We start from the raw sequence: 23,315 nt of genomic DNA, 5'->3' as shown, positions 1-23,315 counted from the left end.
TGTGCTTTTGCTCAGTGGCAGGCCGCCACGAATGCGCGCCGCACCACCTTGCCGAGCGAGGCGCCGTGCTCGTCGAAGGCTTCCATCAGCACCTGGCCGCCGAACTTGTCCGTCTTGCCGAGGAGGTCGAAGGTCTTGAGGCGCTGCACATCGGCGGGCATGAAGGGCAGCTTGACCAGGTCGCGGGTGGCCGGGGCCTGGCTCAGCCTGTGCAGGTGCACCAGCGAACGTTCGGCGCCGTTGAGCTGCTGGAACTCGCTGCCGTAGGCATCAACCGCGAAGTTCAGGCCGGGGCGGATGGCCTCATCGACGGGCAGCATGCCCGCGTTGGCGAGCCGGCCGTTGACGAGGGCGTCGAAGCGGCCCTCCTGTGCGGCCGGCCGGATCTCGACGGCCATGCGGCCCTGGCCCAGGGGCGAGAAGTCGGCCACGCAGGCGGTCTGGGCCTGCGCGGCACAGCCCAGCAGGGCGAGGGTGATGGCGATGAGCGGTGTTTTCATGCGGGTGATTGCGTCGGGGTGATTGCGTCGGGTCGGTGGCGTGCCAGCCTACCGGGCTTTCTTTCAGCGGCAGGCGCCGGGCAGCAGCTCGGCGCCGTCGAACATCAGGCCGGGCTGCTGTGCGCGCAGTTGCAGCGTCAGCTCGCCCGGGTGGGCGGGCAGCGTGGCCGCGGCCGTCAGGCGGTTGGACAGCACGCCCTGGGCCCAGGCGGCGTCCTGCGGGCCGCGCGGCCAGCGCAGTGGCAGCGCCTGGCCAGCCACCAGCAGGTCGGCGGCCCAGGCCTCGCCGGGCGTGGCGGTGTAGCGGGGCAGCACATGCACCCGCAGGCAGCCGGGGCCCTGCGCGGCGCCGGGGGCGGCGATGTCCAGCGTGGCGCCGGGCTGGCGGGCGGCGAGCACGCCGTCGCCACGGCCCAGGCCGGGCACGCGGCGCCAGGCGTCGTTCGCGGTGACGCGCAGCGGCGGCGCGACGGGTTCGGGCAGCGACGGCAGCGGCGCCAGGTCGGCCGTGGCGCGGGCCAGGTCGGCCAGCGCGTCGGGCGCAACACCGCCCAGGCCGGGCGCGGGCAGCAGGGCGCGTTGCTGGCGGAAGTTGGTCCACAGCCCGTCGGCCGGCTCCTCGGCCAGGATGCCGGCCCAGCGGCCGGCGTTGTAGCGGGAGGTCAGGGCTTTCAGGCGCTGGTCGGCGCGCACGGCGCGCGCGGCCAGCTGGCGGGCGCCGGCCGGGTCGCGCTCCAGCGTGGCGGCGTAGCGCTCCAGCGCGAAGAAGCGTTCGTTGGCCAGCGCCGCCGCGCGCAGCGGGTACTCGACGAGGTGGAAGAAGGCCTCGCGCTGCGCCGCGGCCACGCGCGGGCGCACGGCGTCCAGCGCGGCCAGCAGTTGCGCGAAGCGGCCCAGGCGGGCATCGACCACCGCCGCCGGCCAGCCGCTGCGCTTCATGCGCTCCCCGGCCAGGTGGAACTGCAGGTGCTCGGGGCGGCGCTCGAAGTTGACGCGGTAGTGGCCGTCCCAGATCAGGCCGATCTCGCCGATGCCGAACAGCCACTGCGCCAGTTGCCGCAGCCAGGCCGGCTGGCCTTGCGCGCGCACGGCGGCCGGGTGCCAGGCCAGGTCGAACCAGTGGCTGAGGTTGACCTCGTGCGGCTTGATGTCGCCCGCGTTGACCACCCACAGCGTGCGCGCGCCGGCCTCGAAGGCGCGGCCCATTTCCTCGGCCACCAGCGCGGGCGGCGTGGTGTCCAGCCACAGGTAGGACAGCGGCGCGCCCAGGTAGCTGAGGTGGTAGTAGATGCCGGAGCCGCCCGAACGCTTCGCCTGAGCGGCATCGGGCAACTGGCGGATGTAGCCGAAGTTGTCGTCGGGCCACACCAGCGTCACGTCGTCCGGCAGCGCCAGGCCGGGCAGCAGGGGCAGCACTTCCTTGTAGGGCACGAAGACCTGCGGCACGGCCGCCGGGTCGCCCACGTGCTGGCGGATCATCTCGCGCTGGTCGGCCAGCAGGCGGTTCAGCAGCGCCTGCTTCTCGGCCACGGTGCCGCCGCCCTGCATGCCGCTGTCGTGGATGCCGCGCATGCCCAGCGTGTAGAGGTTGTCGAACCGGCCGTTGGCCTTCAGCCGCTCGGCCCAATAACTGCGCACCTGTTCGGCGTGCGTCGCGTAGTTGTAGTGCGCGTGCGGCGCGGTCCACTCGGCCACGTTGTTGCGCAGCAGTGGCTCGGCGTGCGACGAGCCCATGACGATGCCGTAGCGCTGCGCCAGCTCGGCGTTGCGCGGGTCGGCGTTGAAGGCGCCGGACACCTGGTGCATGGCCGGCCACAGCGTGTTGGCCTTCAGCCGCAGCAGCAGGCGGAAGACCTGCTCGTAGGTCTTGGGTCCGATGTTGCCGGCCTCGGGCTCGAAGGTCTGCGCGGCCCAGGGCTGCAGGCCCCAGTCCTCGTCGTTGATGAACAGGCCGCGGTACTTCACCGCAGGGCCGTCCTGCAGAGAACCGCTGACGTGCAGCGGGCCGCGCCTGAGCGGCGCCAGGCCGGCCCACCAGACCCAGGGCGACACGCCCAGCGCCTGGCTCAGCGTGTAGACGCCGTAGGCCGTGCCGCGGCGGTCGGCGCCGGCGATGACCAGCGCCTGCTGCACGCCGGGCGCGGGGTCGCGCAGCACGGCGATGCGGAAGCACTCCCAGCAGTCCTTGAGTTGGGCCAGGCCCAGCCGGCCGGCCTGCGCGTCGATCTGCGCGTGGCGGCCCACGGTGCCGACCCAGACCTGCACCGGGCCTTGGCTGCGGGTGCGCAGGCCCAGGCGCTGGAGGTCGCCCGCCAGGTCCTGCGCGACGAAGGCCTCCAGCGGGCCGGCATCCGCGCCGCCGACGATGACGGCGCCGTCCAGCGGCAGGCTGCCGGGCGTGGCGCGGGTGGACACGGCCAGGCCCGCATGGGCGGCGCCGGCCAGCGCCAACGCCAGCAGTGGCAGCAGGGTCGCCAGGCGCGGGCGCATGGCGGTCAGCGGGCCTTGAAGGCGGCGCGCAGGTCGGGCGGCGGCGCGTCGCGGTCCACGCTCAGCCAGCCGTCCTGCACGGTCAGCTCCGCCGCCTGGATGACGCTGCGCTGGTGCCAGCGGTCGTCCGTCTTGGCCTCGGGCTCGCCGCCCTGGTGCGTGAAGTAGAAGAGGTAGGCGCGGCCGTCCACCACGGTCACGCCGGGGTGCTGGCCCTTGGCGCGGTCGGTGGGGTGCCGGCCCACGCCAGCCAGCAGCCGCGTGGGCTGCGCCTGCCAGTGCAGCGCGTCGTCGGAGCGCAGCACCAGCAGGCCCTGCCACAGGTCGGCCACCAGCCACCATTGGCCGGCGAACCGGAACACCGTGGGGCCTTCGCCGGGCAGGTCGCTGACGGGGCCGCGCACGGTCCAGGTGCGCAGGTCGGGGCTGTCGGCGAACTTGAGCCTGCTGCCGCCCTGCTCGTCCTTGAACCACATCCGCCAGCCGCCCTGCGGCGCGCGGATGACGGCCGCGTCGATGACCCGGGGCGAGCCCAGGTCCACGCGGCCGGCGCAGGTCCAGTGGCGCAGGTCGGTGCTGGTCAGGTGCTCGATGCGGCGCTCGCCGGTCCAGCGCTCGTGCACGCCGGGCACGACGGTGAGCCACAGGTGGTAGAGGCCGTCGAAGTCCTGGATCTCGGGCGCCCACAGCGTGGCGCCGGTGCACTCGGCGGGGAACGCCGCCTCGCCGGCCGCGCGCCAGTGGTTGCCGTCGTCCGTGGTGGCGATGCCGATGGCGGTGGCGTGTACCCAGCTGACGTCCCGGGGGTCGTCCAGCCGCAGCGTCGCGCGGCGGTTGGTGTAGAACATCTCCCAGCGCTTCAGGCCACGGTTGAAGACGAGGGACACGTCGGCTGCGCCGTCCAGCACGGGGTCGCGGTACAGCGGGCGCGGCGCGGGTTGGGACGCGGGCTGGGGCGCGCTGGCGCAGCCGGCCAGCGCCGCCAGCAGGGCCAGCGAAGCGAGCCGCTTCATCGCGCGGCCTTGACGGGCAGGTAGCGCGGCGGCTTCATCGCGGCGCCCAGGTGGTAGCTGGTGTGCGGCGGCTGGTTGTAGCCGGCGTTCTGCGCGGCGACCTGCACGCGGTATTGCGGGTCGTGCATCAGCGTCACCAGCCGGTGCGCGGTCGGGACGGCCGTGGAGAACACCAGCAGCGCGCTGCTGTCGTCGTTGCGCCAGACGACTTCCTCGCGCCAGTCGCCCAGCAGGTCGGCCGACAGCACCGGGTTGCCCTTGGTGCCGTTGTTGGACGCGATCAGCTCGGAGGCCAGTTCGCGCAGTTCGGCGCCGCGGCCGGCGCCGCCGTTGGTGCCCAGCACCGACATGCCGTTGATCTCGACGCGGTTCAGGTCGGGCTCGACGCCGCGGATGGACACCTGCGAGCCTTCGCCGAACTCCCGGCTCAGCTGTACGCCGGTGACGCGCGACAGCGCCTCGCCGACGTTCTTGTCCGGGAACTGATCGATGTCTTCCGCGACGATGCTGTCCTGCACCGTGGATGCGTTGCGCTTGCGGTCGATGGCGCTCTGGATGGAGCGGCGGATGCCGGTGACGACCACCGTCTCCAGTTGGTTGGCCTTCTCGGCGGCCGGCCTGGCGGCGGGGGCCGATGCGGCCGCGTCCGGTACCGCCGCCTGCTGGGCCTGGGCCTGTTGGGCCGCCAGGGCGGAGATGGCCAGTGCCAGCGGGGTCCAGCGCAAAACCCGTGCGCGGCTGGAGTTTGTCTTCAGCATGTCGTGTATCTCCAGGAATCTCGTCGAGGCCGGCCATCAATACCAGCTCTTATTGCCCCCTTTGCGCCAGTCTAGGGGCCGGGATTCCCGTCGTGCGCAGCGCGCGCCAAAGACTCACGGCCCTGATTGCTTGCTCCGAACAAACCCTGATCTGGTGCATGAATCGATCAAGACCGTGCGCGTTCCCAGGCGCGATCGGGCCGCACACCAACGCCACACGCACCTGCGAGGTGCGGCGGCCGGCCTGGCGGCGCCGCATGCCGATATTCACCGAAACCAGCGGAATAACCCTTGCAGTGCTTATTCAAATCACCACGAATACCCCGACCAGGCCGCCGGCGATTTCTATTTCCTGTCCAGCCACTCCTGCGGCACCGGCACGATGCAGATATTCATCTCGCGCCCGTCGGCGGCCAGCATGGCGGACTGGATCTGGATCCGGCGGCCGTCCGGGCTGAAGGTCGGGTGGATGTGGTCGCGCGCGGTCGTCTTGTGGCCGGTGGTCAGCAGCTTCATCTCGCGCGTCCGGCGGTCGATCAGGTAGAGGCTGCGGCCGAAGTCGTCGCCCGCCGCGAAGCGGCCGTCCGGCGAGCCGTGCACATGCCACAGGCCGCTGCCCGAGGGCGTCTGGCCGACGAGGTTCACCTCGCGCGTGCGCAGGTTGACGATCGCCAGGCCCGTGGGCTTCTCGCGCGTGCCGGTGTTGCCCCAGGCGTCGTCCTGGCCCGGGTTCGCGCCCTCGACGGCGGTGCCCGCCGGGCGGCCGGGGTCGGCGACGCCGGGGATGGCGCGGTGGCCCATGATGGCCAGCGCCACCTCGTCCCGGCCGATGATGGCCTCGTGCGTGACCCACTCGTAGGGCGCCTCCGGGTAGAGCGGCCGCAGGCCGCTGCCGTCGCCGCGCACGGTCCAGGTCCGCTGCGGCGACTTGCCGCCGGTCTCCCAGCTGAACACCAGCTCGCCCGGCATCCACAGGTTGGACTGGATGTGGCCGATCTGGAAGGGCACGGACACGACATGCCGGAACTCGCCCGTCTGCACGTTCACCTTGCCGATGGCGTGCGGCCCGGCGCCCATGCCGCGCGGGCCGAAGGGCGGCTCGACCCGGGTGCCGGCCGGCAGCCTGGCGCCCGCGTAGGCCTTGCCCTGGATGCGGAAGTAGAACCACTGGCCGTCCGCGTCCAGCGCGTTGTCGCCCACGGCCTCCAGTTCGGCGGGCAGCGTGGCGAACACGCGCTGGTAGGCGGCGGCCGGCTTCATCGCGCCGGCCTGGCTGTCGGCGAACACGCGGTCCAGGTCCACCTCCACGGCCTGCATGACCTTGGGCGCGCCGCCCGGCGCCTTGCGCAGGAAGTAGAGCTTGTTGCCGCCCGACTGCGACAGGTTGAGCATGCCGTCATAGCCGCCCTCGGTGACCTGAACCAGTTCGCCCGTGGCCTCGTTGACGGCGATGGCCTCGCCCTTCACGCGGCCGGAGCGGAACACCAGCCACCGGCCGTCGGCCGTCCACTGCGGGTGGCTGGGGTAGATCTTGGCGTCGCCGCGCGGCTGCGTGGTGAGGAAGGTCAGCGGCGTGCCTGTGACCGGATCGGCGACGACGCGCTTCTCGGACGGGAAGCGCTGGCCGATCTGCGCCCAGGCGGGCGCCAGGGCCAGGCCGAGCAGGGCGGCGATGAGCAGGGAGGGCGTGGAGCGCATGGCGGGGGCGGCCGGGTGGGCGGGGTCGAGGTGCGGCGCACTCTAGGCCCGCGCCCGCCCGGGACTGTTGCCGGCCGCGAATCGCTCAAGAACTTGCGCCGTCGCGGCCGCCGGCCGCCGCGCGCCGCTCCTAGCATGCGCGCCATGATCGCCAAGACCACCCGCCGCGCCGCCGCCGCGCTGCTGTTCGCCCTGCCGCTGGCGCCCGCCCACGCCCAGGAGTTCACCGCCGCCACCGACCCCGCGCGCGCCCAGGTGCGGCTGCCGGAGCCGGCCCGGCCCGCGCTGCCGTCGCTGATCCTCATCGGCGACTCCACCGTGCGCAACGGCCACGACGACGGCCAGGGCAAGGGCGCCCAAGGCCAGTGGGGCTGGGGCAACCCGATCGCCGCCTACCTCGACCCGGCGAAGATCAACGTCGTCAACCGCGCCGTCGGCGGCCTGTCCAGCCGCACCTACCGCACCAGCGACCACTGGGCCCGCACCCAACCCTTCATCAGGAAGGGCGACTGGGTCGTCATGCAGTTCGGCCACAACGACGCCAGCCCGGTCAACGACAGCAGCCGCGCCCGCGGCGTGCTGCGCGGCACCGGCCCCGAGCAGGAAGAGATCCGCAACCTGCTGACCGGCCAGCCCGAGACCGTCTCCACCTACGGCGCCTACCTGCGCGACTACGTCGCCGAGATCCGCGCGGCCGGCGCCACGCCGGTCATCTGCTCGCCGGTGATCCGCAAGCGCTGGGAGGCCGACGGCGTCAGGGTCACGCGCGCCGGCGGCAACTTCGCGGCCTGGGCCGCCGAGGTCGCCAGGCAGGAGAGCGTCGCCTTCATCGACCTCAACGAATGGGGCGCCCGGCGCTACGAGGCGCTCGGCAAGGCGACCGTCGAGACGCTGTTCCCCGCCGACACGCCGCAGGAGACCGTGCACACCAACTGGCTCGGCGCGGCCGTCAACGCGCAGCTCGTCATCGCCGGCCTGATCCAGAACAAGGTGCTGCCCGACGACGTCTACCTGCGCCGCTTCGCGCCGGACGGCTCGGACGACCGGCCCGTCGCCGACGCCCGCAAGGTCCGGGTCGAGGCGCCGCGCGACCCCGGGCTGCCCAGCCTCGTGATGATCGGCGACTCCACCGTGCGCAGCGGCGGCCAGAACGGCGCCTACGGCTGGGGCGAGCGCATCGCCGCGTTCTTCGACACGCAGCGCCTGAACGTCGTCAACAACGCGATCGGCGGCCGCAGCAGCCGCACCTTCTACACCGAAGGCCGCTGGGCTGCGGTGCTGGCGCAGCTCAAGGCCGGCGACACGCTGCTGATCCAGTTCGGCCACAACGACGGCGCCCGCATCGGCGACCCCGCCGGCAAGAACCGCGGCTCGGTGCCCGGCGTCGGCGACGACACGCAGCAAGACACCCGCCCCGACGGCAGCCCGGAGACGGTGCACAGCTACGGCTGGTACCTGAAGCGCTACATCGCCGACGCGCATGCCCGGGGCGCCCGCGTCGTCGTGCTGTCGCCCGTGCCGCACAAGGACCGCTGGCAGCCCGGCCAGCCGCGCGACTTCGAGCAGCACGCCGCCTGGGCCGAACAGGCCGCGCGCGAGAGCGGCGCCCAGTTCATCGACCTGACGCTGCGCATCGCCGAGGCCTACCGCGCCCTCGGCGCCGACCGCGTGGACGGCTTCTTCGCCGACGCCCGCACGCACACCAACGACGCCGGCGCCACGTTCAACGCGGCCCAGGTCGTCGAGGGCCTGAAGCGCCTGCCGGGCCAGCCGCTGCAGGCCTTCCTGAAGGCTCCGGCGCACTGATTTGCCGGCCCACTTGCCAACGCCGGAAAACTTCGCTTAGAATGGTCGGCTCAGGCGCTTTAGCTCAGCCGGTTAGAGCGACGGAATCATAATCCGCAGGTCCGGGGTTCGAATCCCTGAAGCGCCACCAACACCCCGAACGGCCCGAGCATTGCTCGGGCCGTTCGTCTTTGCAGTTCCCGCAGCCACTGGACATGCCATGTACCGCTGTGTTCTCCCGCTGGCCCTGGCCGCCAGTTGCCTGGCCGCCCACGCGCAGGTGCACCGCTTCTTCCCCGCCAACGCGCTGCGCGGCGAACTCGTCATCACGCAGTTTCCCGACGCGCGGCTGAACGGCCGGCCGGCGCGCCTGGCGCCCGGCGCGCGCGTGAAGAACGACGCCAACCTGTGGGTGCCGCCCGCGGGCCTGGCCGGCCAGAAGTTCATCGTTCACTACACGGTCGAGAGCAGCGGCCTGATCATGGACGTGTGGGTGCTGAACGCCGCCGAACTGGCCAACAAGACCTGGCCCCGCACGCCCGCCGAGGCCGCGCGCCTGCAGTTCAACCCCGGCAACCAGACCTGGACCCAGCCATGACCGACGCCCCCCAGAAGAAGGTCTACATCAAGACCTTCGGCTGCCAGATGAACGAGTACGACTCGGACAAGATGGCCGACGTGCTCGGCGCCGCCCAGGGCTACGAGCCCACCGACGACCCGGAAGCCGCCGACCTCATCCTGTTCAACACCTGCTCGGTGCGCGAGAAGGCGCAGGAAAAGGTCTTCAGCGACCTGGGCCGCGTGAAGCACCTGAAGGCCAAGGGCGTGATGATCGGCGTCGGCGGCTGCGTCGCGTCGCAGGAAGGTGCGGCCATCATCGAGCGCGCGCCCTATGTGGACGTGGTGTTCGGCCCGCAGACGCTGCACCGCCTGCCCGCGATGCTGCAGGCCCGCCGCGAGCAGCGCCGCCCGCAGGTGGACATTTCCTTCCCCGAGATCGAGAAGTTTGACCACCTGCCGCCCGCCAAGGTCGAGGGCGCGTCGGCCTTCGTGTCCATCATGGAAGGCTGCTCCAAGTACTGCTCCTACTGCGTCGTGCCCTACACGCGCGGCGAGGAGGTGTCGCGGCCCTTCGACGACGTGCTGACCGAGATCGCCGGCCTCGCCGACCAGGGCGTCATGGAGATCAACCTGCTGGGCCAGAACGTCAATGCCTACCGGGGCCGGATGGGCGACACCAGCGAGCACGCCGACCTGGCGCTGCTGCTGGAGTACGCGGCCGAGATCCCCGGCATCCGCCGCCTGCGCTTCACGACCAGCCACCCCAACGAGTTCAGCCCGCGCCTGATCGAGGCCTACGGCCGCGTGCCGCAGCTCGTCAACCACCTGCACCTGCCCGTGCAGCACGGCAGCGACCGCATCCTGATGGCGATGAAGCGCGGCTACACGGCGCTGGAGTTCAAGAGCATCGTGCGCAAGCTGCGCGCGATCCGCCCGGACCTGCGCCTGGCCAGCGACTTCATCGTCGGCTTCCCCGGCGAGACGGACGAGGACCACGCGAAGCTGATGAAGCTGGTGCACGACGTCGGCTTCGACGCGAGCTTCAGCTTCATCTTCAGCCCCCGTCCCGGCACGCCGGCCGCGGCGCTGGAGGACACGACGCCCTACGAGGTGAAGGTCAAGCGCCTGCAGGAGTTGCAGGCCGCCATCGAGGCGCATGCGCTGACGATTTCGCAGGGCATGGTCGGCCGGGTCGAGAAGGTGCTCGTCACCGGCACGTCCCGCAAGGACGCCACCGAGCTGATGGGCCGCACCGAGTGCAACCGCATCGTCAACTTCCCCGGCTCGCCGCGGCTGATGGACCAGTTGGTGGACGTGCGCATCACCACCGCCTTCGCGCACTCACTGCGCGGCGAGGTGGTCACGGCGGAAGCGGTGCTCAGCGCCTGACGCAGCGGCGCCGTCAGCGCCGCACCAGCAGCCACCACTGCGGCAGCGCGACGCCCAGCACCAGCAGCGCATAGCCCGCCATGCGGCCGTCGCGGCCCAGCAGCACCAGCGCGGCGACGACGGCCAGGCTGCCGCCCGCGCTGCCCCAGCCCCACAACCGCAGCCAGCGCAGCGGCTTCGCCTCGCGCCGCCACAGCCCCTTGACCGCCACCGCCAACAGCGCCGCCAGCCCCCAGGCCGGGGCGAACAGGTTGGCGGCATGCCAGAAGGCGTCGAGCGGGCTCATGCGGGTTTGATCCGTGTCAGGGGGGCCGAAGCCGCGAATCCTACAATCCGCCCCATGTCCGTCTTCGCCCTCGGCCTGAACCACCACACCGCGCCGCTGGACCTGCGCGGCCGGTTCGCGTTCTCGCTGGAGCAGCTGGCGCCGTCGCTGTCCGGCCTGCGCCAGAAGCTGCCCGGCACGCCCGAGGCCGCCATCCTGTCCACCTGCAACCGCACCGAGCTCTACGTGGCCGCGCCGCAGGCCCAGGTGCAGCCGGCCATCGCCTGGCTGGCGCAGGCGGGCGGCGTCGAGGCCGGCGAGCTGCGCGAACACGCCTACGTGATGCAGGGCAGCGCCGCCGCGCGCCACGCCTTCCGCGTCGCCGCAGGGCTGGACTCCATGGTGCTGGGCGAGCCGCAGATCCTCGGCCAGATGAAGCAGGCCGTGCGCGAGGCCGAGAACGCCGGGGCGCTGGGCACCACGCTGCACCAGCTGTTCCAGCGCAGCTTCTCGGTCGCCAAGGAGGTGCGCAGCTCCACCGAGATCGGCGCCCACTCCATCAGCATGGCCGCCGCCGCCGTGCGCCTGGCCGGCCAGCTGTTCGAGGACCTGGCGCGCACGCGCGTGCTGTTCGTCGGCGCGGGCGAGATGATCGAGCTGACGGCCACCCACTTCGCCGCCCGCACGCCGCGCCACGTGGCCGTGGCCAACCGCACGCTGGAGCGCGGCGAGAAGCTCGCCACCCGCTTCGGCGCCGAGGCCATGCGCCTGTCCGACCTGCCCGAGCGCCTGCACGAGTTCGACATCGTCGTCTCCTGCACCGCGTCCAGCCTGCCGCTGATCGGCCTGGGCGCCGTCGAGCGCGCGCTGAAAAAACGCCGGCACCGGCCGATGTTCATGGTCGACCTGGCGGTACCGCGCGACATCGAGCCCGAGGTCGCCCAGCTCGACGACGTCTACCTCTACACCGTCGACGAGCTGGCCCAGCAGGTGCAGACCGCCGGCGAGAAGCGCCAGGCGGCCGTCGCGCAGGCCGAGGCCATCGTCGAGACCGGCGTGCAGAGCTTCATGCACTGGCTGGACCAGCGTCACACGGTGCCGCTGATCCAGGCGCTTCACCAGCAGGCCGACGATTGGCGCGCGCTGGAGATCGCCCGCGCCCGCAAGCTGCTGGCCCGGGGCGCCGACGTGGACGAGGTGCTGGACGCGCTCTCCAAAGGCATCACGCACAAGCTGCTGCACGGCACGCTGGCGGAGCTGAACGCCAGCGACGGCGAGCAGCGCCTGCACCTGGCGCAGACCGTCTCGCGGCTGTTCCTGCGCGGCCGGCAGTCCTAGCGGCGCTCGCCAGCCGCCGCCCGGCGCAGACGCTGCGCCGCCCCTGACTGCCTCTTCCGCCCGCCCGCCATGAAAGACTCCCTGCGCCAGCAGTTCGACCGCCTCGCCTTCCGCCTCGCCGAGCTGGACGCGCTGCTCGCCGACGGCAGCCTCGCCGCCGACATGAAGCGCTACCGCGCGCTGACCCGCGAGCAGTCCGAGGTCGCCGGCCTCGTCGAGCGCTACCGCCGCTACCAGGCGCACGAGGCCGACCTCGCCGCCGCGCGCGAGCTGCTCGCCGACCCCGAAATGGCCGAGATGGCCCGCGAGGAAATCGCCACCAACGAGGCCGCGCTCGCCGCGCTCGACCAGGAACTGCAACTCGCGCTGATCCCCAAAGACCCGGACGACGAGCGCAACGCCTTCCTCGAAATCCGCGCCGGCACCGGCGGCGACGAGTCCGCGCTGTTCGCGGGCGACCTGGCGCGCATGTACCTGCGCTTCGCCGAGGCCCAGGGCTGGCGCTGCGAGGTCATGAGCGAGAACGCGTCCGACCTTGGCGGCTACAAGGAGCTGGTCGTGCGCATCGAGGGCGATGGCGTCTACGGCCGGCTCAAGTTCGAAAGCGGCGGCCACCGCGTGCAGCGCGTGCCGGCGACCGAGACCCAGGGCCGCATCCACACCAGCGCCTGCACCGTGGCGGTCATGCCCGAGCCCGACGAAGCCGAGGCCGTCACGCTGAACCCGGCCGATCTGCGCATCGACACCTTCCGCGCCAGCGGCGCCGGCGGCCAGCACATCAACAAGACCGACTCCGCCGTGCGCGTGGTGCACCTGCCCACCGGCATCGTCGCCGAATGCCAGGACGGCCGCAGCCAGCACAGCAACAAGGCCAAGGCGCTGCAAGTGCTGCAGGCCCGCATCCAGGAGAAGGAGCGCAGCGAGCGCGCCGCCAGGGAGGCCGCCACGCGCAAGGGCCTGATCGGCAGCGGCGACCGCAGCGACCGCATCCGCACCTACAACTTCCCGCAGGGCCGGCTCACCGACCACCGCATCAACCTGACGCTCTACAAGCTCGGCCAGATCATGGACGGCGACCTCGCCGACGTGATCCAGGGCCTGCTCGCCGCGCAGGCGGCCGAGCAACTGGCGCAGCTGGAGGAAGGGCGCGCATGACCGTCGATGACGCGCTGGCCCTGGCCCGCCACCTCGGCGTCGAGCGCGGCGACGCGCAGGCGCTGCTGGCGCACCGGCTCGGACGGGACCGCGCCTGGCTCGTCACCCACGGCGACGCGCCCGCGCCCGGCGCCGAGGCCCTGCTGCGCCGCCTCGCCGACGGCGAGCCGCTGGCCCACCTGACCGGCTGGCAGCCCTTCCACGGCCTGCGGCTCGCCGTCACGCCGGCCACGCTGATCCCGCGGCCGGACACCGAGACGCTGGTCGATTGGGCACTGGAACTGCTCGCCGCGCTGCCGGGCCAGCCCCGCGTCGCCGACCTCGGCACCGGCAGCGGCGCGATCGCGCTGGCGGTCAAGGCCGGCTGCCCGCGCGCCCGGGTCACGGCCGTCGATGTCAGCGCCGACGCGCTGGAAGTCGCCCGCGGCAATGGCGAGCGCCTGGGCCTGGCCGCCGAATGGCGGCTGGGCAGCTGGTTCGAGCCGCTCGCGGGCCAGCGCTTCGACCTCGTCGTCAGCAACCCGCCCTACATCGCCGGCGACGACCCGCACCTGCCCGCGCTGCGCCACGAGCCACGCACCGCGCTGACGCCCGGCGGCGACGGCCTGGCCGACCTGGAAGCGCTGATCGACGCCGCGCCCCGGCACCTGGCCCCCGGCGGCTGGCTGCTGCTGGAGCATGGCTGGGACCAGGCCGACGCGGTGGCCCGCCACCTGGCCGCCCGCGGCTTTGCCGACCTGGCGCTGCGCCGCGACCTGGCCGGCCGGGCGCGCGCCAGCGGCGGCCGCTGGCCGGGCTGACCGCCGCGCACACACCGCATCCGCGTGACGTTTTGCGCCCACCCGCAGGTTCCCGGTGCGCTGCGGCGGGCGTAGTATCGAATCCCGGTGCCCCCGTCCGCACCGCGCAGGAGACGACCATGGCCCGCCTCGTGAGCGCCGCAGTTCTGAGCCTCTCTGCCCTGTTTGCCGTGCCGGCGCTCGCCGACGGCGATGCCGCGCCGCGATGGCAGGCCCGCCTGCAGCTCAGCAGCGCCAGCGCGGCCTCCGACCCCCTGCCCCTGCTGGGCGGCTCCCGCGTGCTGAGCGCCAACCTGCTGGGCGACTACTACCTCACCCGCTCCGGCTTCGCGGGCCTCAACGGCGGCCTGCGCGCCACCGGCGGCGTGCTGCTGGGGGCGCCGTCGCTGTCGCAGAGCAGCAGCGGCCTGGCGCTGGGCGCCGGCCCGGTGGCGGCGGGCCGGCGCGCCCTGGCGGCCGGCCGCATGGACGCCTACGCGCTGGAGCCCAGCGCCAGCCTGTCCTACGTCGGCATCGGCTACACCGGCCGCGTGCTGCGCAGCGGCCTGGCCTTCAGCGCCGACCTGGGCCTGATGTCCGGCACCTACGGCAGCCTGCGCCTGGGCCGCAGCGCGGCGCAGGGCTTCGAGGACGCGATGCGCGACCTGCGCTTCAAGCCCCTGCTGCAGCTGGGCCTGGCCTACAGCTACTGAGCCTAAATCCGGCAATTGACCGCTTGCCATTCATCGAAAGTCCTGGTGTTTCAACCCCTTGTCGCCCATGCGGAGATCACCACGCCGGTGGCCACCGCTGCATGCCCGCTGGTCTGGCGCTGCGGGCCGCTGGCGGCGTTGCCCCTCCTCGCGGGCATGAGCCCGCAGCGTCGTCGCGCCTTGCCAGCGACCCGCCTCGCCAGCCCCTCGGGCATGCCCAACTGCCGGATTTAGGCTGACGGCGGCCCGGGGCCGTCCGGGATAATCGCGGCTTTGCCTTTTGACGAAAGCAGCCATGAGCGACGTTCAGCAACGCATAGCCGACCTGGTCAAGTCCAACCGCGTCATGCTCTTCATGAAGGGCACGGCGCAGTTCCCGATGTGCGGCTTCTCCGGCCGCGCCATCCAGATCCTGAAGGCCGCCGGCGCCACCGACATCAAGACCTTCAACGTGCTGGAAGACGAGGAAGTGCGCCAGGGCATCAAGGACTACGCCAACTGGCCCACCATCCCGCAGCTCTACATCGACGGCGAGTTCGTCGGCGGCTCGGACATCATGATGGAGATGTACGAGTCGGGCGAGCTGCAGCAGGCACTGGCTACCGCTTGATGGCTCAGCGGCTGGTCGTCGGCCTGACCGGCGCGACCGGCGCGGCCTACGCGCTGCGCCTGCTGCGCCGCGCGCGCGAGCTGGGTGTCGAAACGCACCTGATCGCCACGCCCGCCGGCATCCTGAACGCCCACCACGAGCTGGGCCTCGACCGCTCGGCGCTGGAAGCCGAAGCGGACCGCGCCTACGCGCCCGGCGACATCGGCGCCTGCATCGCCAGCGGCAGCTTCGCGACCGCCGCGATGGTCGTCGCGCCCTGCTCGATGAAGTCGCTGGCCGCGATCGCCCACGGCCTCGGCGACAACCTGCTGACCCGCGCCGCCGACGTGACGCTGAAGGAGCGCCGCCGCCTCATCCTGATGGTGCGCGAGACGCCGCTGAACCTGGCCCACCTGCGCAACATGGTCGCGGTGACCGAGATGGGCGGCATCTGCTTTCCGCCGCTGCCGGCGTTCTATCACCACCCGACGACCATCGAGGAGATGGTCAACGAGACGGTCGAGCGGGTGCTGGAACTCGCAGGGGTCGCGCAGGCCCAGCCGACGCGCTGGTCCGGGCTGTAGTTCAGGGCTTCTGCACGACGAGCCCGCGCCGTTCCAGCAGCGGCTGGAGGTCCGGCTCGTGACCGACGAGGTGGCGGAACAGCACCATCGCGTCCTCCGCGCCGCCGCGCGACAGCAGCTTGGCGCGCAGCGCGTCGCCGTTGGCGCGCTTCAGGCCGCCGTGGGCCTTCAGCCATTCCACCGTGTCGGCGTCCAGCACCTCGCTCCAGAGGTAGGCGTAGTAGCCGGCCGCGTAGCCACCCATGATGTGGCTGAAGTACGGCAGGCGGTAGCGCGGCGGCACCGGGCCGAAGTCGACGCCCTCCTCCTTCAGCACGCGCGCCTCGAACTCGGCCACGTCCGCCGCCGGCAGCGGCTGCCCGGGCTTGAGCTGGTGCAGGCGCTGGTCGACGATGGCCGCGCTCAGGTAGGACAGCGTCGCATAGCCCTGGTTGAAGCGCTTGGCGCGCGACACCTTGTCCAGCAGCTCGCGCGGCATGGGCGCGCCGGTCTGGTGGTGCTGCGCGTAGTTCGCCAGCACGCTCGGCCAGTCGGCCCACACCTCGTTGACCTGCGACGGGTATTCGACGAAGTCGCGCGGCACGCGCGACAGGCTGGGGTACGGCACCCGGTTGAACATGCCGTGCAGCGCATGGCCGAATTCGTGGAACAGCGTGTTGACCTCGTCCCAGGTCAGCAGCGTGGGCTCGCCGGCCGGCGGCTTGGGGATGTTGAGGTGGTTGGCCACCACGGGCTGGGTGCCGTCCAGCGGGTTCTGGCCGACGTAGGCGTTCATCCACGCGCCGCCGCGCTTGCTGGGGCGGGCGTACAGGTCGGCGATGAAGAGGGCCAGCGGCTTGCCGTCGGCGTCGAACACGTCGTAGACGCGCACGTCGTCCTGGTAGACCGGCAGATCGGTGCGGCGCTTGAAGGTGATGCCGTAGAGCTGCTGCGCCGCGAAGAACACGCCGCGCTCCAGCACGCGGGTCAGCTCCAGGTAGGGCCGCAGCTGGCTCTCGTCATAGCCGTACTTGGCGGCGCGCAGCTTCTCCGCGTAGTAGCTCCAGTCCCAGGCCTGCAGCGCGAAGCTGGGCCGGCCCAGCGCGGCCTGCTCGGCGTCGATGAGCTGCTGCAGCTCGGCCGCCTCCTGCCTGGCCGCAGCCAGCGCGGCCGGCGCGAGCCGGCGCAGCAGCGCGTTGACGGTGTCGGTGTTGCCGGCCGTCTCCTGTTCCAGCACGAACGCGGCGGGCGAGGCATAGCCCAGCAGCGCGGCGCGCTCCTGGCGCAGCGCCACCACGCGGGCGATGAGGGCGCGCGTGTCGAACGCGTTGCCGCGTGCGCCGCGCGCCACCGACGCGCGGTGCAGGCGTTCGCGCAGCGCGCGGTCGTGCAGCTCGGCCTCGAAGGGCTGGATGGTGGTGTTCAGCAGCGCGATGGCGTACTTGCCGTCCCGCCCGCGCGCCCGGGCCGCATCGGCCGCGGCGGCGATCTGCGCCGGGCTCAGGCCGGCGAGTTCCTCGGCGCTGTCGACGATGACGGCCGAGTCGTTCACCTCGTCCAGCACCGCCTTGTTGAAGCGGGCGTCCAGCGTGGCCAGTTCGGCGTTGATCGCCTTCATGCGCGCCTTCTGCGCGTCGTCCAGGCGGGCCCCGGCGCGCAGCATGTCGCTGCGGTAGCGCTCGATGAGGCGCCTGGCGGCCGCGTCGGGCGCGGCGGTGTCGCGTGCGGCGTACAGCGCCTCCACGCGGGCGAACAGCCTGGCGTTCAGCAGCACGGCGTCGCGCTGCGCGGCCAGCCGGGGCGCGTAGTCGGCCTGCAGTTGCTGGCGGGCGGGGTTGGCGTCGGCGCCCAGCAGGCTGAACAGCAGCGTGGTGGCGCGGCGCAGCAGCCGGCCGCTCTTCTCCCAGGCGACGATGGTGTTGTCGAAGGTCGGCGCGGCGGGGTTGTCGGCGATGGCCTGGATCTCGGCCAGCTGCTCGGCCATGCCGCGGTCCAGCGCGGGCGCGAAATGCTCGTCGCGCAGCCGGTCGAACGGCGGGTACTGCAGCGGCAGCGGGCTGGGGGCGAGCAGCGGGTTGGCGGCCGCCTGCGCGGCGGGCGGCGGGGCGGGTTGCGCGCCGGCCAGGCCGGCGGCCAGCAGGGCGGACAGGATCAGGGGCGCGAAGCGATGGGCAGCGGGCATGGCGGGCTGGGGATGATCTCAGGGAGGGACGAAACTGCGGAGCCTACCCCGAGGCCCGCGCGCTGCCACAAGCCATGCCCGACACCCCCATCTGCCGGGTCTGCTGGGGTCACTTTTCGCCGGGCAGCAGCCACTGCCGCCGCGCGGCGAACACGGCGTTCGGGTACTCCGGCCGGCCGCGGCTGCCGTTGTAGCGGCCCAGCGCCAGGTAGAGGTCGCCCTTCTCGCGGTCCAGGTAGTGGCGCAGGATCACGCAGCCGAAGCGCAGGTTGGTCTGCATGTGGAACAGCCGCGCCGCGTCGCCATCGCCGATCAGCTTGGCCCAGAACGGCATGACCTGCATGTAGCCACGCGCGCCGGCCGTGCTGATGGCGTATTTGCGGAAGCCGCTCTCCACCTGCACCAGGCCCAGCAGCAGGCTGGGCTCCAGGCCCGCGCGCTTGGCCTCGTACCAGACCGTCTCCAGGAACTCGATGCGGATCTGCGTCTCGGTCTTGCGCCTCTTCAGCCGCTCGCTCATCGTGCCCAGCCAGGCCAGGTAGGCCATCCGGGCCTCGACCCGCTCGAACCGGGGCCGCGGCGGCGCGGCCTGGGCGATGGCGGCGCTCAGCGCCGAGCGGATCGAGTCCGCCAGCGGCTCCTCCACCTGCGCGCCGGCCCGCGCGCCGAGCGGCGCGGCGAGCAGGCCCAGTACCGCAAGGCGGCGCTTCAAAGCTTCAGCAGGCCCTTCAGGTGGCCCACGATGCCGGCGACGGCGACCTTGGTCGCGGCTTCGTCGCGGCGGCCCTGGTACTCGACCTGGCCATCCTTCAGGCCGCGGTCGCCCAGCACGACGCGGTGCGGGATGCCGATCAGCTCCCAGTCCGCGAACATCGCGCCGGGGCGCTCGCCGCGGTCGTCCAGCAGCACGTCCACGCCCAGCGCCTTCAACTCGTCGTAGAGCTTCTCGGAAGCCGCCTTCACATCGGCGCTGCGGTCGGCACCGATGGGGCAGATGACGACGGTGAACGGCGCGATCGCGTCCGGCCAGATGATGCCGCGCGCGTCATGGCCCTGCTCGATGGCGGCGCCCAGGATGCGCGTCACGCCGATGCCGTAGCAGCCCATCTCCAGCAGCGCCGGCTTGCCGGTCTCGTCCAGGAAGGTGGCGTTCATCGCCGCCGAGTACTTGGTGCCGAGGTAGAACACATGGCCCACCTCGATGCCGCGCTGGATGGCGAGCACGCCCCGGCCGTCCGGCGACGGGTCGCCCGCGACGACGTTGCGGATGTCGGCCACCACGTCGGGCTCGGGCAGATCGCGGCCCCAGTTGGCGCCGGTGTAGTGGAAGTCCGCCTCGTTGGCGCCGCAGACGAAGTCGCTCATCCGCGCCACGGTGCGGTCGGCCACGATCTTCAGCGGCCGCTTGAGGCCGATGGGGCCGAGGTAGCCGGGCTTGCAGCCGAAGTGCGCGTCGATCTCACCCACGGTGGCGAAGCGGAAGCCGCCCTTCAGGCCCTCGACCTTGCCGGCCTTCACTTCGTTCAGCTCATGGTCGCCGCGCACCAGCAGCAGCCAGACCTGGGTGCCGACGATGGCGCCGTCCTTGTCGAGTTCATCGGTGGCCAGCACCAGCGACTTGACGGTCTGCGCCAGCGGCAGGTCCAGCAGCTGCGCCACGTCCGCGCAGGTGCTCTTGCCCGGCGTGGGCGTCTTGGCCAGCGGCTGCCGCGCGTCGCCGCGGGCGGGCAGCAGCGCCACGGCCTCGGCCAGTTCCATGTTGGCCGCGTAATCGCTGGTGGGGCAGTAGACGATGGCGTCCTCGCCGGTCTCGGCGATGACCTGGAACTCGTGCGAGCGGTCGCCGCCGATGGCGCCGGTGTCCGCCGCGACGGCGCGGTACTGCAGGCCGAAGCGGTCGAAGATCCGGCCGTAGGCGCGGTACATGTTGTCGTAGCTGCGGCCGGCGGCGGCCGGGTCGCGGTCGAAGGAGTAGGCGTCCTTCATCGTGAACTCACGCCCCCGCATCAGCCCGAAGCGCGGCCGGCGCTCGTCGCGGAACTTGGTCTGGATGTGATAGAGGTTCTTCGGCAACTGGCGGTAGGACCGCAGCTCCTGGCGGGCGATGTCGGTGACGACTTCCTCGCTGGTGGGCTGCACGATGAAGTCGCGGCCATGGCGGTCCTTCACGCGCAGCAGTTCGGGGCCCATCTTGTCGAAGCGGCCGGTCTCCTGCCACAGCTCGGCGGGCTGGATGACCGGCATCAGGCACTCGACGGCGCCGGCTGCGTCCATCTCCTCGCGGATGATCTTCTCGACCTTGCGGATCACGCGCAGCCCCATCGGCATGTAGTTGTAGATGCCGGCGCCCAGGCGCTTGATCATGCCGGCGCGCATCATCAGCTTGTGGCTGACGACCTCGGCGTCGGCGGGCGCTTCCTTGAGCGTGGAGACGAAGAACTGGGAGGCTTTCATGGGCGGGACCGGCATGCGAAGGCCGGGTGAAAACCCGGCCAAGTCACGACAAAACAGAGGGGGGAATCTCCGGGTTAGCGAGGGCGCCACCGCGGTCGCGGCCCGATGCAATAATCGAACCAACTAGAGATTTGAGGTTGATTATGCTCGACCGTGAAGGCTTCCGCCCCAACGTCGGCATCATCCTGCTCAACCAGCGCAACGAGGTGTTCTGGGGCAAACGCATCCGGACGCATTCGTGGCAGTTCCCGCAAGGGGGCATCAAACACGGCGAGACGCCTGAGCAGGCGATGTTCCGAGAGCTCCACGAGGAAGTGGGGCTCACGCCAGAGCATGTGCGCATCCTTGCGAGGACGCGCGACTGGCTGCGCTACGAGGTGCCCGAGCACTTCATCCGGCGCGACGCCCGCGGCCACTACCGCGGCCAGAAGCAGATCTGGTTCCTGCTGCAGATGACCGGCCGCGACTGCGACATGAACCTGCGCGCCACCGACCACCCCGAGTTCGACGCCTGGCGCTGGAACGAGTACTGGGTGCCGCTGGAGGCCGTCATCGAGTTCAAGCGCGGCGTCTACGAGATGGCGCTGACGGAGCTGGCCCGCTACCTGCCGCGCATCAACCACCACAACCGCTACCTGCGCGCCGGCATGCGCCCGGCGCACCGCGGCGAGCGGCACAGCGGCCCGATGCCGCTGGAAGCCGCCGTGCCGCCGGACGGCGAGCAGACCTGACGGCGGCCCGGCCGGGAGGCCGGGTTGCACCTAGCGGAGCACCAGGTTGTCCCGGTGGATCAACTCGGGCTCGGCGGCGTAGCCCAGCAGCGCCTCGAACTCCGATGACGGCCGGCGCGCGATCAGCCGCGACTCGGCGCCCGAATAGTTGGCCAGCCCGCGCGCCAGCTCGGTGCCGTCCGGCCCGAGCACGGCGATGACGTCGCCGCGGTGGAAATCGCCCTGCACCTCGGTGATGCCGATGGGCAGCAGGCTCTTGCCCTCGCCGCGCAGCTTGGTGACGGCGCCGGCATCCACCTTGACCGCGCCGCGCATCTGCAGGTGGTCCACCATCCACTGCTTGCGCGCCGCCAGCTTGGGCGTGGCCGCGTGCAGCGCGGTGCCGATGGCCTCGCCGCGTGCCAGCCGCAGCAGCACGTCCGGCTCGCGGCCCCAGGCGATGACGGTGCCGGCGCCGCTGCCCGCCGCGCGCTTGGCGGCCAGGATCTTGGTCAGCATGCCGCCGCGGCCGATGCTGGAGCCGGCGCCGCCGGCCATGCGCTCCAGTTCCGGGTCGCCGGCCTGGGCGGTGTCGATGAAGCGCGCCGCCGGATCCTTGCGCGGGTCGGCCGCGTACAGGCCGCGCTGGTCCGTCAGGATGACCAGCGCGTCGGCCTCGACGAGGTTGGCCACCAGCGCGCCCAGCGTGTCGTTGTCGCCGAACTTGATCTCGTCGTTGACGACGGTGTCGTTCTCGTTGATGACCGGCAGCACGCGGTGCGCCATCAGCGTCAGCAGCGTGGAGCGCGCGTTCAGGTAGCGCTCGCGGTCGGCCAGGTCGGCGTGGGTCAGCAGCACCTGCGCACTGTGCAGGCCGTGCGCGCTGAGCTGGCTCTCGTACATCTGCGCCAGGCCCATCTGGCCGACGGCGGCGGCGGCCTGCAGCTCGTGCAGGGCCTTGGGCCGCGCCGCCCAGCCCAGGCGCTTCATGCCTTCGGCGATGGCGCCGCTGGACACCATGACCAGCTCGCGCCCCTCGCCCGCCAGCGCCGCCAGCTGGCGGCTCCAGTTGCGGATCGCCTCGGCATCGACGCCGCGGCCTTCGTTCGTGACGAGGCTGGAGCCGACCTTGACGACGATGCGGCGCGCGCCGGACAGCAGGCTCATTCGGCGACGGACTCACTGGGGTTGGGAGCATCGAACCGCACGTCGCGCTCTTCGAGCACGCGCTGCTCGGCGGCGACGTGGTCGTAGATGGCGTGGATCAGCGGCTGGCAGCCCTCGCGCGTCAGCGCCGAGATCTCGAACACCGGGCCCTTCCAGCGGTAGCGCTTCACGAAGTCCTTCACGCGCGCGGCGCGCTCGTCCTCGGGGACCATGTCCAGCTTGTTCAGCACCAGCCAGCGCGGCTTGGCGTGCAGCTCGGGGTCGTACTTCTTCAGCTCGGCGACGATGGCCTTGGCCTCCTTGACCGGATCGACTTCGGGGTCGAACGGCGCCAGGTCGACGACGTGCAGCAGCAGCCGCGTGCGCTGCAGGTGGCGCAGGAACTGGTGGCCCAGGCCGGCGCCTTCCGCGGCGCCTTCGATCAGGCCGGGGATGTCGGCGACGACGAAGCTCTTCTCCGGCCCGACGCGCACGACGCCGAGGTTGGGGTGCAGCGTCGTGAACGGGTAGTCCGCGATCTTCGGCTTGGCGTTCGACACCGCGGTGATCAGCGTGGACTTGCCCGCGTTCGGCTGGCCCAGCAGGCCCACGTCGGCCAGCACGCGCAGTTCCAGTCGCACCTTCTTGATCTCGCCCGGCCAGCCCGGCGTCTTCTGGCGCGGCGCGCGGTTGGTCGAGGTCTTGAAATGCAGATTGCCGAAACCGCCGTCGCCGCCCTTGCACAGCAGCAGGCGCTCACCGGGCTCCAGCAGTTCGCCGATGACGGTTTCGGTTTCCAGGTCCGTGATGATGGTGCCCACCGGCATGCGCAGCACGATGTCGTCCGCCGCGGCGCCGAAGCAGTCCGAGCCGCGGCCCGGCTCGCCGTTGCGGGCCTCATGGCGGCGCGCGTAGCGGTAGTCGATCAGCGTGTTGAGGTTGCGGTCGGCCTCGGCCCAGACGCTGCCGCCCTTGCCGCCATCGCCGCCGTCCGGCCCGCCGAACGGAATGAACTTCTCGCGGCGGAAGCTCGCGCAGCCCGCGCCGCCATTGCCGGCGGCGACATCGATGGTGGCTTCGTCAACGAATTTCATGATGGGGCAGCCATCGTACCGGCTGGCAAATGCTTGAATCGGGCCGGGCATGCCGTCGTGCGGCGGGCCAGGCTTCAGAAATGACAAAGCCCCGGGAGACCGGGGCTTGGAAAGCTCGGGCGATGCGCTCGCC

General features: G+C 71.9%; 21 protein-coding genes and 1 tRNA gene. 11 read left to right on the top strand and 11 right to left on the bottom strand.

All coding sequences use genetic code 11. The features are described from left to right. Positions 1-11: 11 nt before the first annotated feature. The 5 genes from QM788_RS10185 to QM788_RS10165 all read right to left on the bottom strand — a co-directional run bounded on the left by QM788_RS10185 (position 12) and on the right by QM788_RS10165 (position 6,459). Entirely contained in the window at positions 12-500 is a 489-nt protein-coding gene (locus tag QM788_RS10185) for a hypothetical protein (protein ID WP_415661376.1), read from the bottom strand. 63 nt (positions 501-563) lie between these two features. Further along, complete coding sequence (locus QM788_RS10180) at positions 564-2,990, bottom strand: glycosyl hydrolase 115 family protein (RefSeq protein ID WP_415661375.1); 2,427 nt, start codon at positions 2,988-2,990, stop codon at positions 564-566. Between the two features lie 5 nt (positions 2,991-2,995). Then, a complete protein-coding gene (locus tag QM788_RS10175; protein WP_415661374.1) occupies positions 2,996-4,003 on the bottom strand; it encodes a hypothetical protein in 1,008 nt (335 codons plus the stop codon). Further along, positions 4,000-4,761, bottom strand: coding sequence for a TonB-dependent receptor plug domain-containing protein (locus QM788_RS10170; RefSeq protein ID WP_415661373.1), 762 nt, complete (start codon positions 4,759-4,761; stop codon positions 4,000-4,002). The genes QM788_RS10175 and QM788_RS10170 overlap by 4 nt, the downstream gene beginning before the upstream one ends. A gap of 345 nt (positions 4,762-5,106) precedes the next feature. Beyond that, a complete protein-coding gene (locus QM788_RS10165; protein ID WP_415661372.1) occupies positions 5,107-6,459 on the bottom strand; it encodes a TolB family protein in 1,353 nt (450 codons plus the stop codon). Between the two features lie 144 nt (positions 6,460-6,603). On the opposite strand from QM788_RS10165, the gene QM788_RS10160 reads away from it, so the two are divergent. The 4 genes from QM788_RS10160 (at position 6,604) to miaB (ending at position 10,194) form a co-directional block, all read left to right on the top strand. Next, a complete protein-coding gene (locus QM788_RS10160) occupies positions 6,604-8,265 on the top strand; it encodes a rhamnogalacturonan acetylesterase (protein ID WP_415661371.1) in 1,662 nt (553 codons plus the stop codon). Between the two features lie 53 nt (positions 8,266-8,318). Next, a tRNA-Met gene (locus QM788_RS10155) sits at positions 8,319-8,395 on the top strand. A gap of 69 nt (positions 8,396-8,464) precedes the next feature. Then, positions 8,465-8,842 carry a hypothetical protein gene (locus QM788_RS10150; RefSeq protein ID WP_415661370.1) on the top strand — a complete coding sequence of 126 codons (378 nt, stop codon included), beginning with the start codon at positions 8,465-8,467 and terminating at the stop codon, positions 8,840-8,842. Continuing rightward, the gene (gene miaB / locus QM788_RS10145) at positions 8,839-10,194 is read left to right on the top strand and encodes a tRNA (N6-isopentenyl adenosine(37)-C2)-methylthiotransferase MiaB (RefSeq protein ID WP_415661369.1); all 1,356 of its coding nucleotides are present in this window, start codon (positions 8,839-8,841) and stop codon (positions 10,192-10,194) included. The genes QM788_RS10150 and miaB overlap by 4 nt, the downstream gene beginning before the upstream one ends. A gap of 13 nt (positions 10,195-10,207) precedes the next feature. On the opposite strand, the gene QM788_RS10140 is transcribed toward miaB, so the two are convergent. After that, positions 10,208-10,480: a hypothetical protein gene (locus QM788_RS10140; protein ID WP_415661368.1), complete on the bottom strand. Its 273-nt coding sequence runs from the start codon at positions 10,478-10,480 to the stop codon at positions 10,208-10,210. Between the two features lie 54 nt (positions 10,481-10,534). On the opposite strand from QM788_RS10140, the gene hemA reads away from it, so the two are divergent. The 6 genes from hemA (at position 10,535) to QM788_RS10110 (ending at position 15,617) form a co-directional block, all read left to right on the top strand. After that, complete coding sequence (gene hemA / locus QM788_RS10135; RefSeq protein ID WP_415661367.1) at positions 10,535-11,797, top strand: glutamyl-tRNA reductase; 1,263 nt, start codon at positions 10,535-10,537, stop codon at positions 11,795-11,797. Positions 11,798-11,866: 69 nt separating this feature from the next. Continuing rightward, on the top strand, positions 11,867-12,952 hold the full coding sequence (gene prfA, locus QM788_RS10130; RefSeq protein WP_415661366.1) for a peptide chain release factor 1: 1,086 nt from the start codon (positions 11,867-11,869) through the stop codon (positions 12,950-12,952). Continuing rightward, positions 12,949-13,752, top strand: a complete 804-nt coding sequence (gene prmC, locus QM788_RS10125) for a peptide chain release factor N(5)-glutamine methyltransferase (protein WP_415661365.1) — start codon at positions 12,949-12,951, stop codon at positions 13,750-13,752. The genes prfA and prmC overlap by 4 nt, the downstream gene beginning before the upstream one ends. A gap of 119 nt (positions 13,753-13,871) precedes the next feature. Next, a complete protein-coding gene (locus QM788_RS10120; RefSeq protein ID WP_415661364.1) occupies positions 13,872-14,444 on the top strand; it encodes a hypothetical protein in 573 nt (190 codons plus the stop codon). A gap of 295 nt (positions 14,445-14,739) precedes the next feature. After that, on the top strand, positions 14,740-15,054 hold the full coding sequence (grxD, locus tag QM788_RS10115; RefSeq protein ID WP_415661363.1) for a Grx4 family monothiol glutaredoxin: 315 nt from the start codon (positions 14,740-14,742) through the stop codon (positions 15,052-15,054). Beyond that, a complete protein-coding gene (locus QM788_RS10110) occupies positions 15,054-15,617 on the top strand; it encodes a UbiX family flavin prenyltransferase (RefSeq protein ID WP_415661362.1) in 564 nt (187 codons plus the stop codon). The genes grxD and QM788_RS10110 overlap by 1 nt, the downstream gene beginning before the upstream one ends. 1 nt (position 15,618) lies before the next feature. On the opposite strand, the gene QM788_RS10105 is transcribed toward QM788_RS10110, so the two are convergent. The 3 genes from QM788_RS10105 to QM788_RS10095 all read right to left on the bottom strand — a co-directional run bounded on the left by QM788_RS10105 (position 15,619) and on the right by QM788_RS10095 (position 20,232). Continuing rightward, positions 15,619-17,778, bottom strand: a complete 2,160-nt coding sequence (locus tag QM788_RS10105) for a M3 family metallopeptidase (RefSeq protein WP_415661361.1) — start codon at positions 17,776-17,778, stop codon at positions 15,619-15,621. Positions 17,779-17,887: 109 nt separating this feature from the next. Then, complete coding sequence (locus tag QM788_RS10100; protein WP_415661360.1) at positions 17,888-18,490, bottom strand: lytic transglycosylase domain-containing protein; 603 nt, start codon at positions 18,488-18,490, stop codon at positions 17,888-17,890. Beyond that, complete coding sequence (locus tag QM788_RS10095) at positions 18,487-20,232, bottom strand: proline--tRNA ligase (protein ID WP_415661359.1); 1,746 nt, start codon at positions 20,230-20,232, stop codon at positions 18,487-18,489. The genes QM788_RS10100 and QM788_RS10095 overlap by 4 nt, the downstream gene beginning before the upstream one ends. Before the next feature lie 143 nt (positions 20,233-20,375). Between QM788_RS10095 and QM788_RS10090 the strand changes: the two genes are divergently transcribed. Then, positions 20,376-20,963: an RNA pyrophosphohydrolase gene (locus tag QM788_RS10090; RefSeq protein ID WP_415661358.1), complete on the top strand. Its 588-nt coding sequence runs from the start codon at positions 20,376-20,378 to the stop codon at positions 20,961-20,963. Between the two features lie 30 nt (positions 20,964-20,993). Here the strand turns inward: QM788_RS10090 and proB are convergent, their stop codons facing one another. Together proB and obgE are read right to left on the bottom strand one after the other, a co-directional pair. Beyond that, positions 20,994-22,109, bottom strand: a complete 1,116-nt coding sequence (gene proB / locus QM788_RS10085) for a glutamate 5-kinase (protein ID WP_415661357.1) — start codon at positions 22,107-22,109, stop codon at positions 20,994-20,996. Beyond that, a complete protein-coding gene (gene obgE, locus QM788_RS10080; RefSeq protein WP_415661356.1) occupies positions 22,106-23,182 on the bottom strand; it encodes a GTPase ObgE in 1,077 nt (358 codons plus the stop codon). The genes proB and obgE overlap by 4 nt, the downstream gene beginning before the upstream one ends. Positions 23,183-23,315: the final 133 nt, after the last annotated feature.

It is taken from the genome of Roseateles sp., from assembly GCF_047654785.1.
Lineage (GTDB): Bacteria > Pseudomonadota > Gammaproteobacteria > Burkholderiales > Burkholderiaceae_C > Pelomonas.
This window is presented reverse-complemented; position numbering and strand designations above follow the sequence as displayed.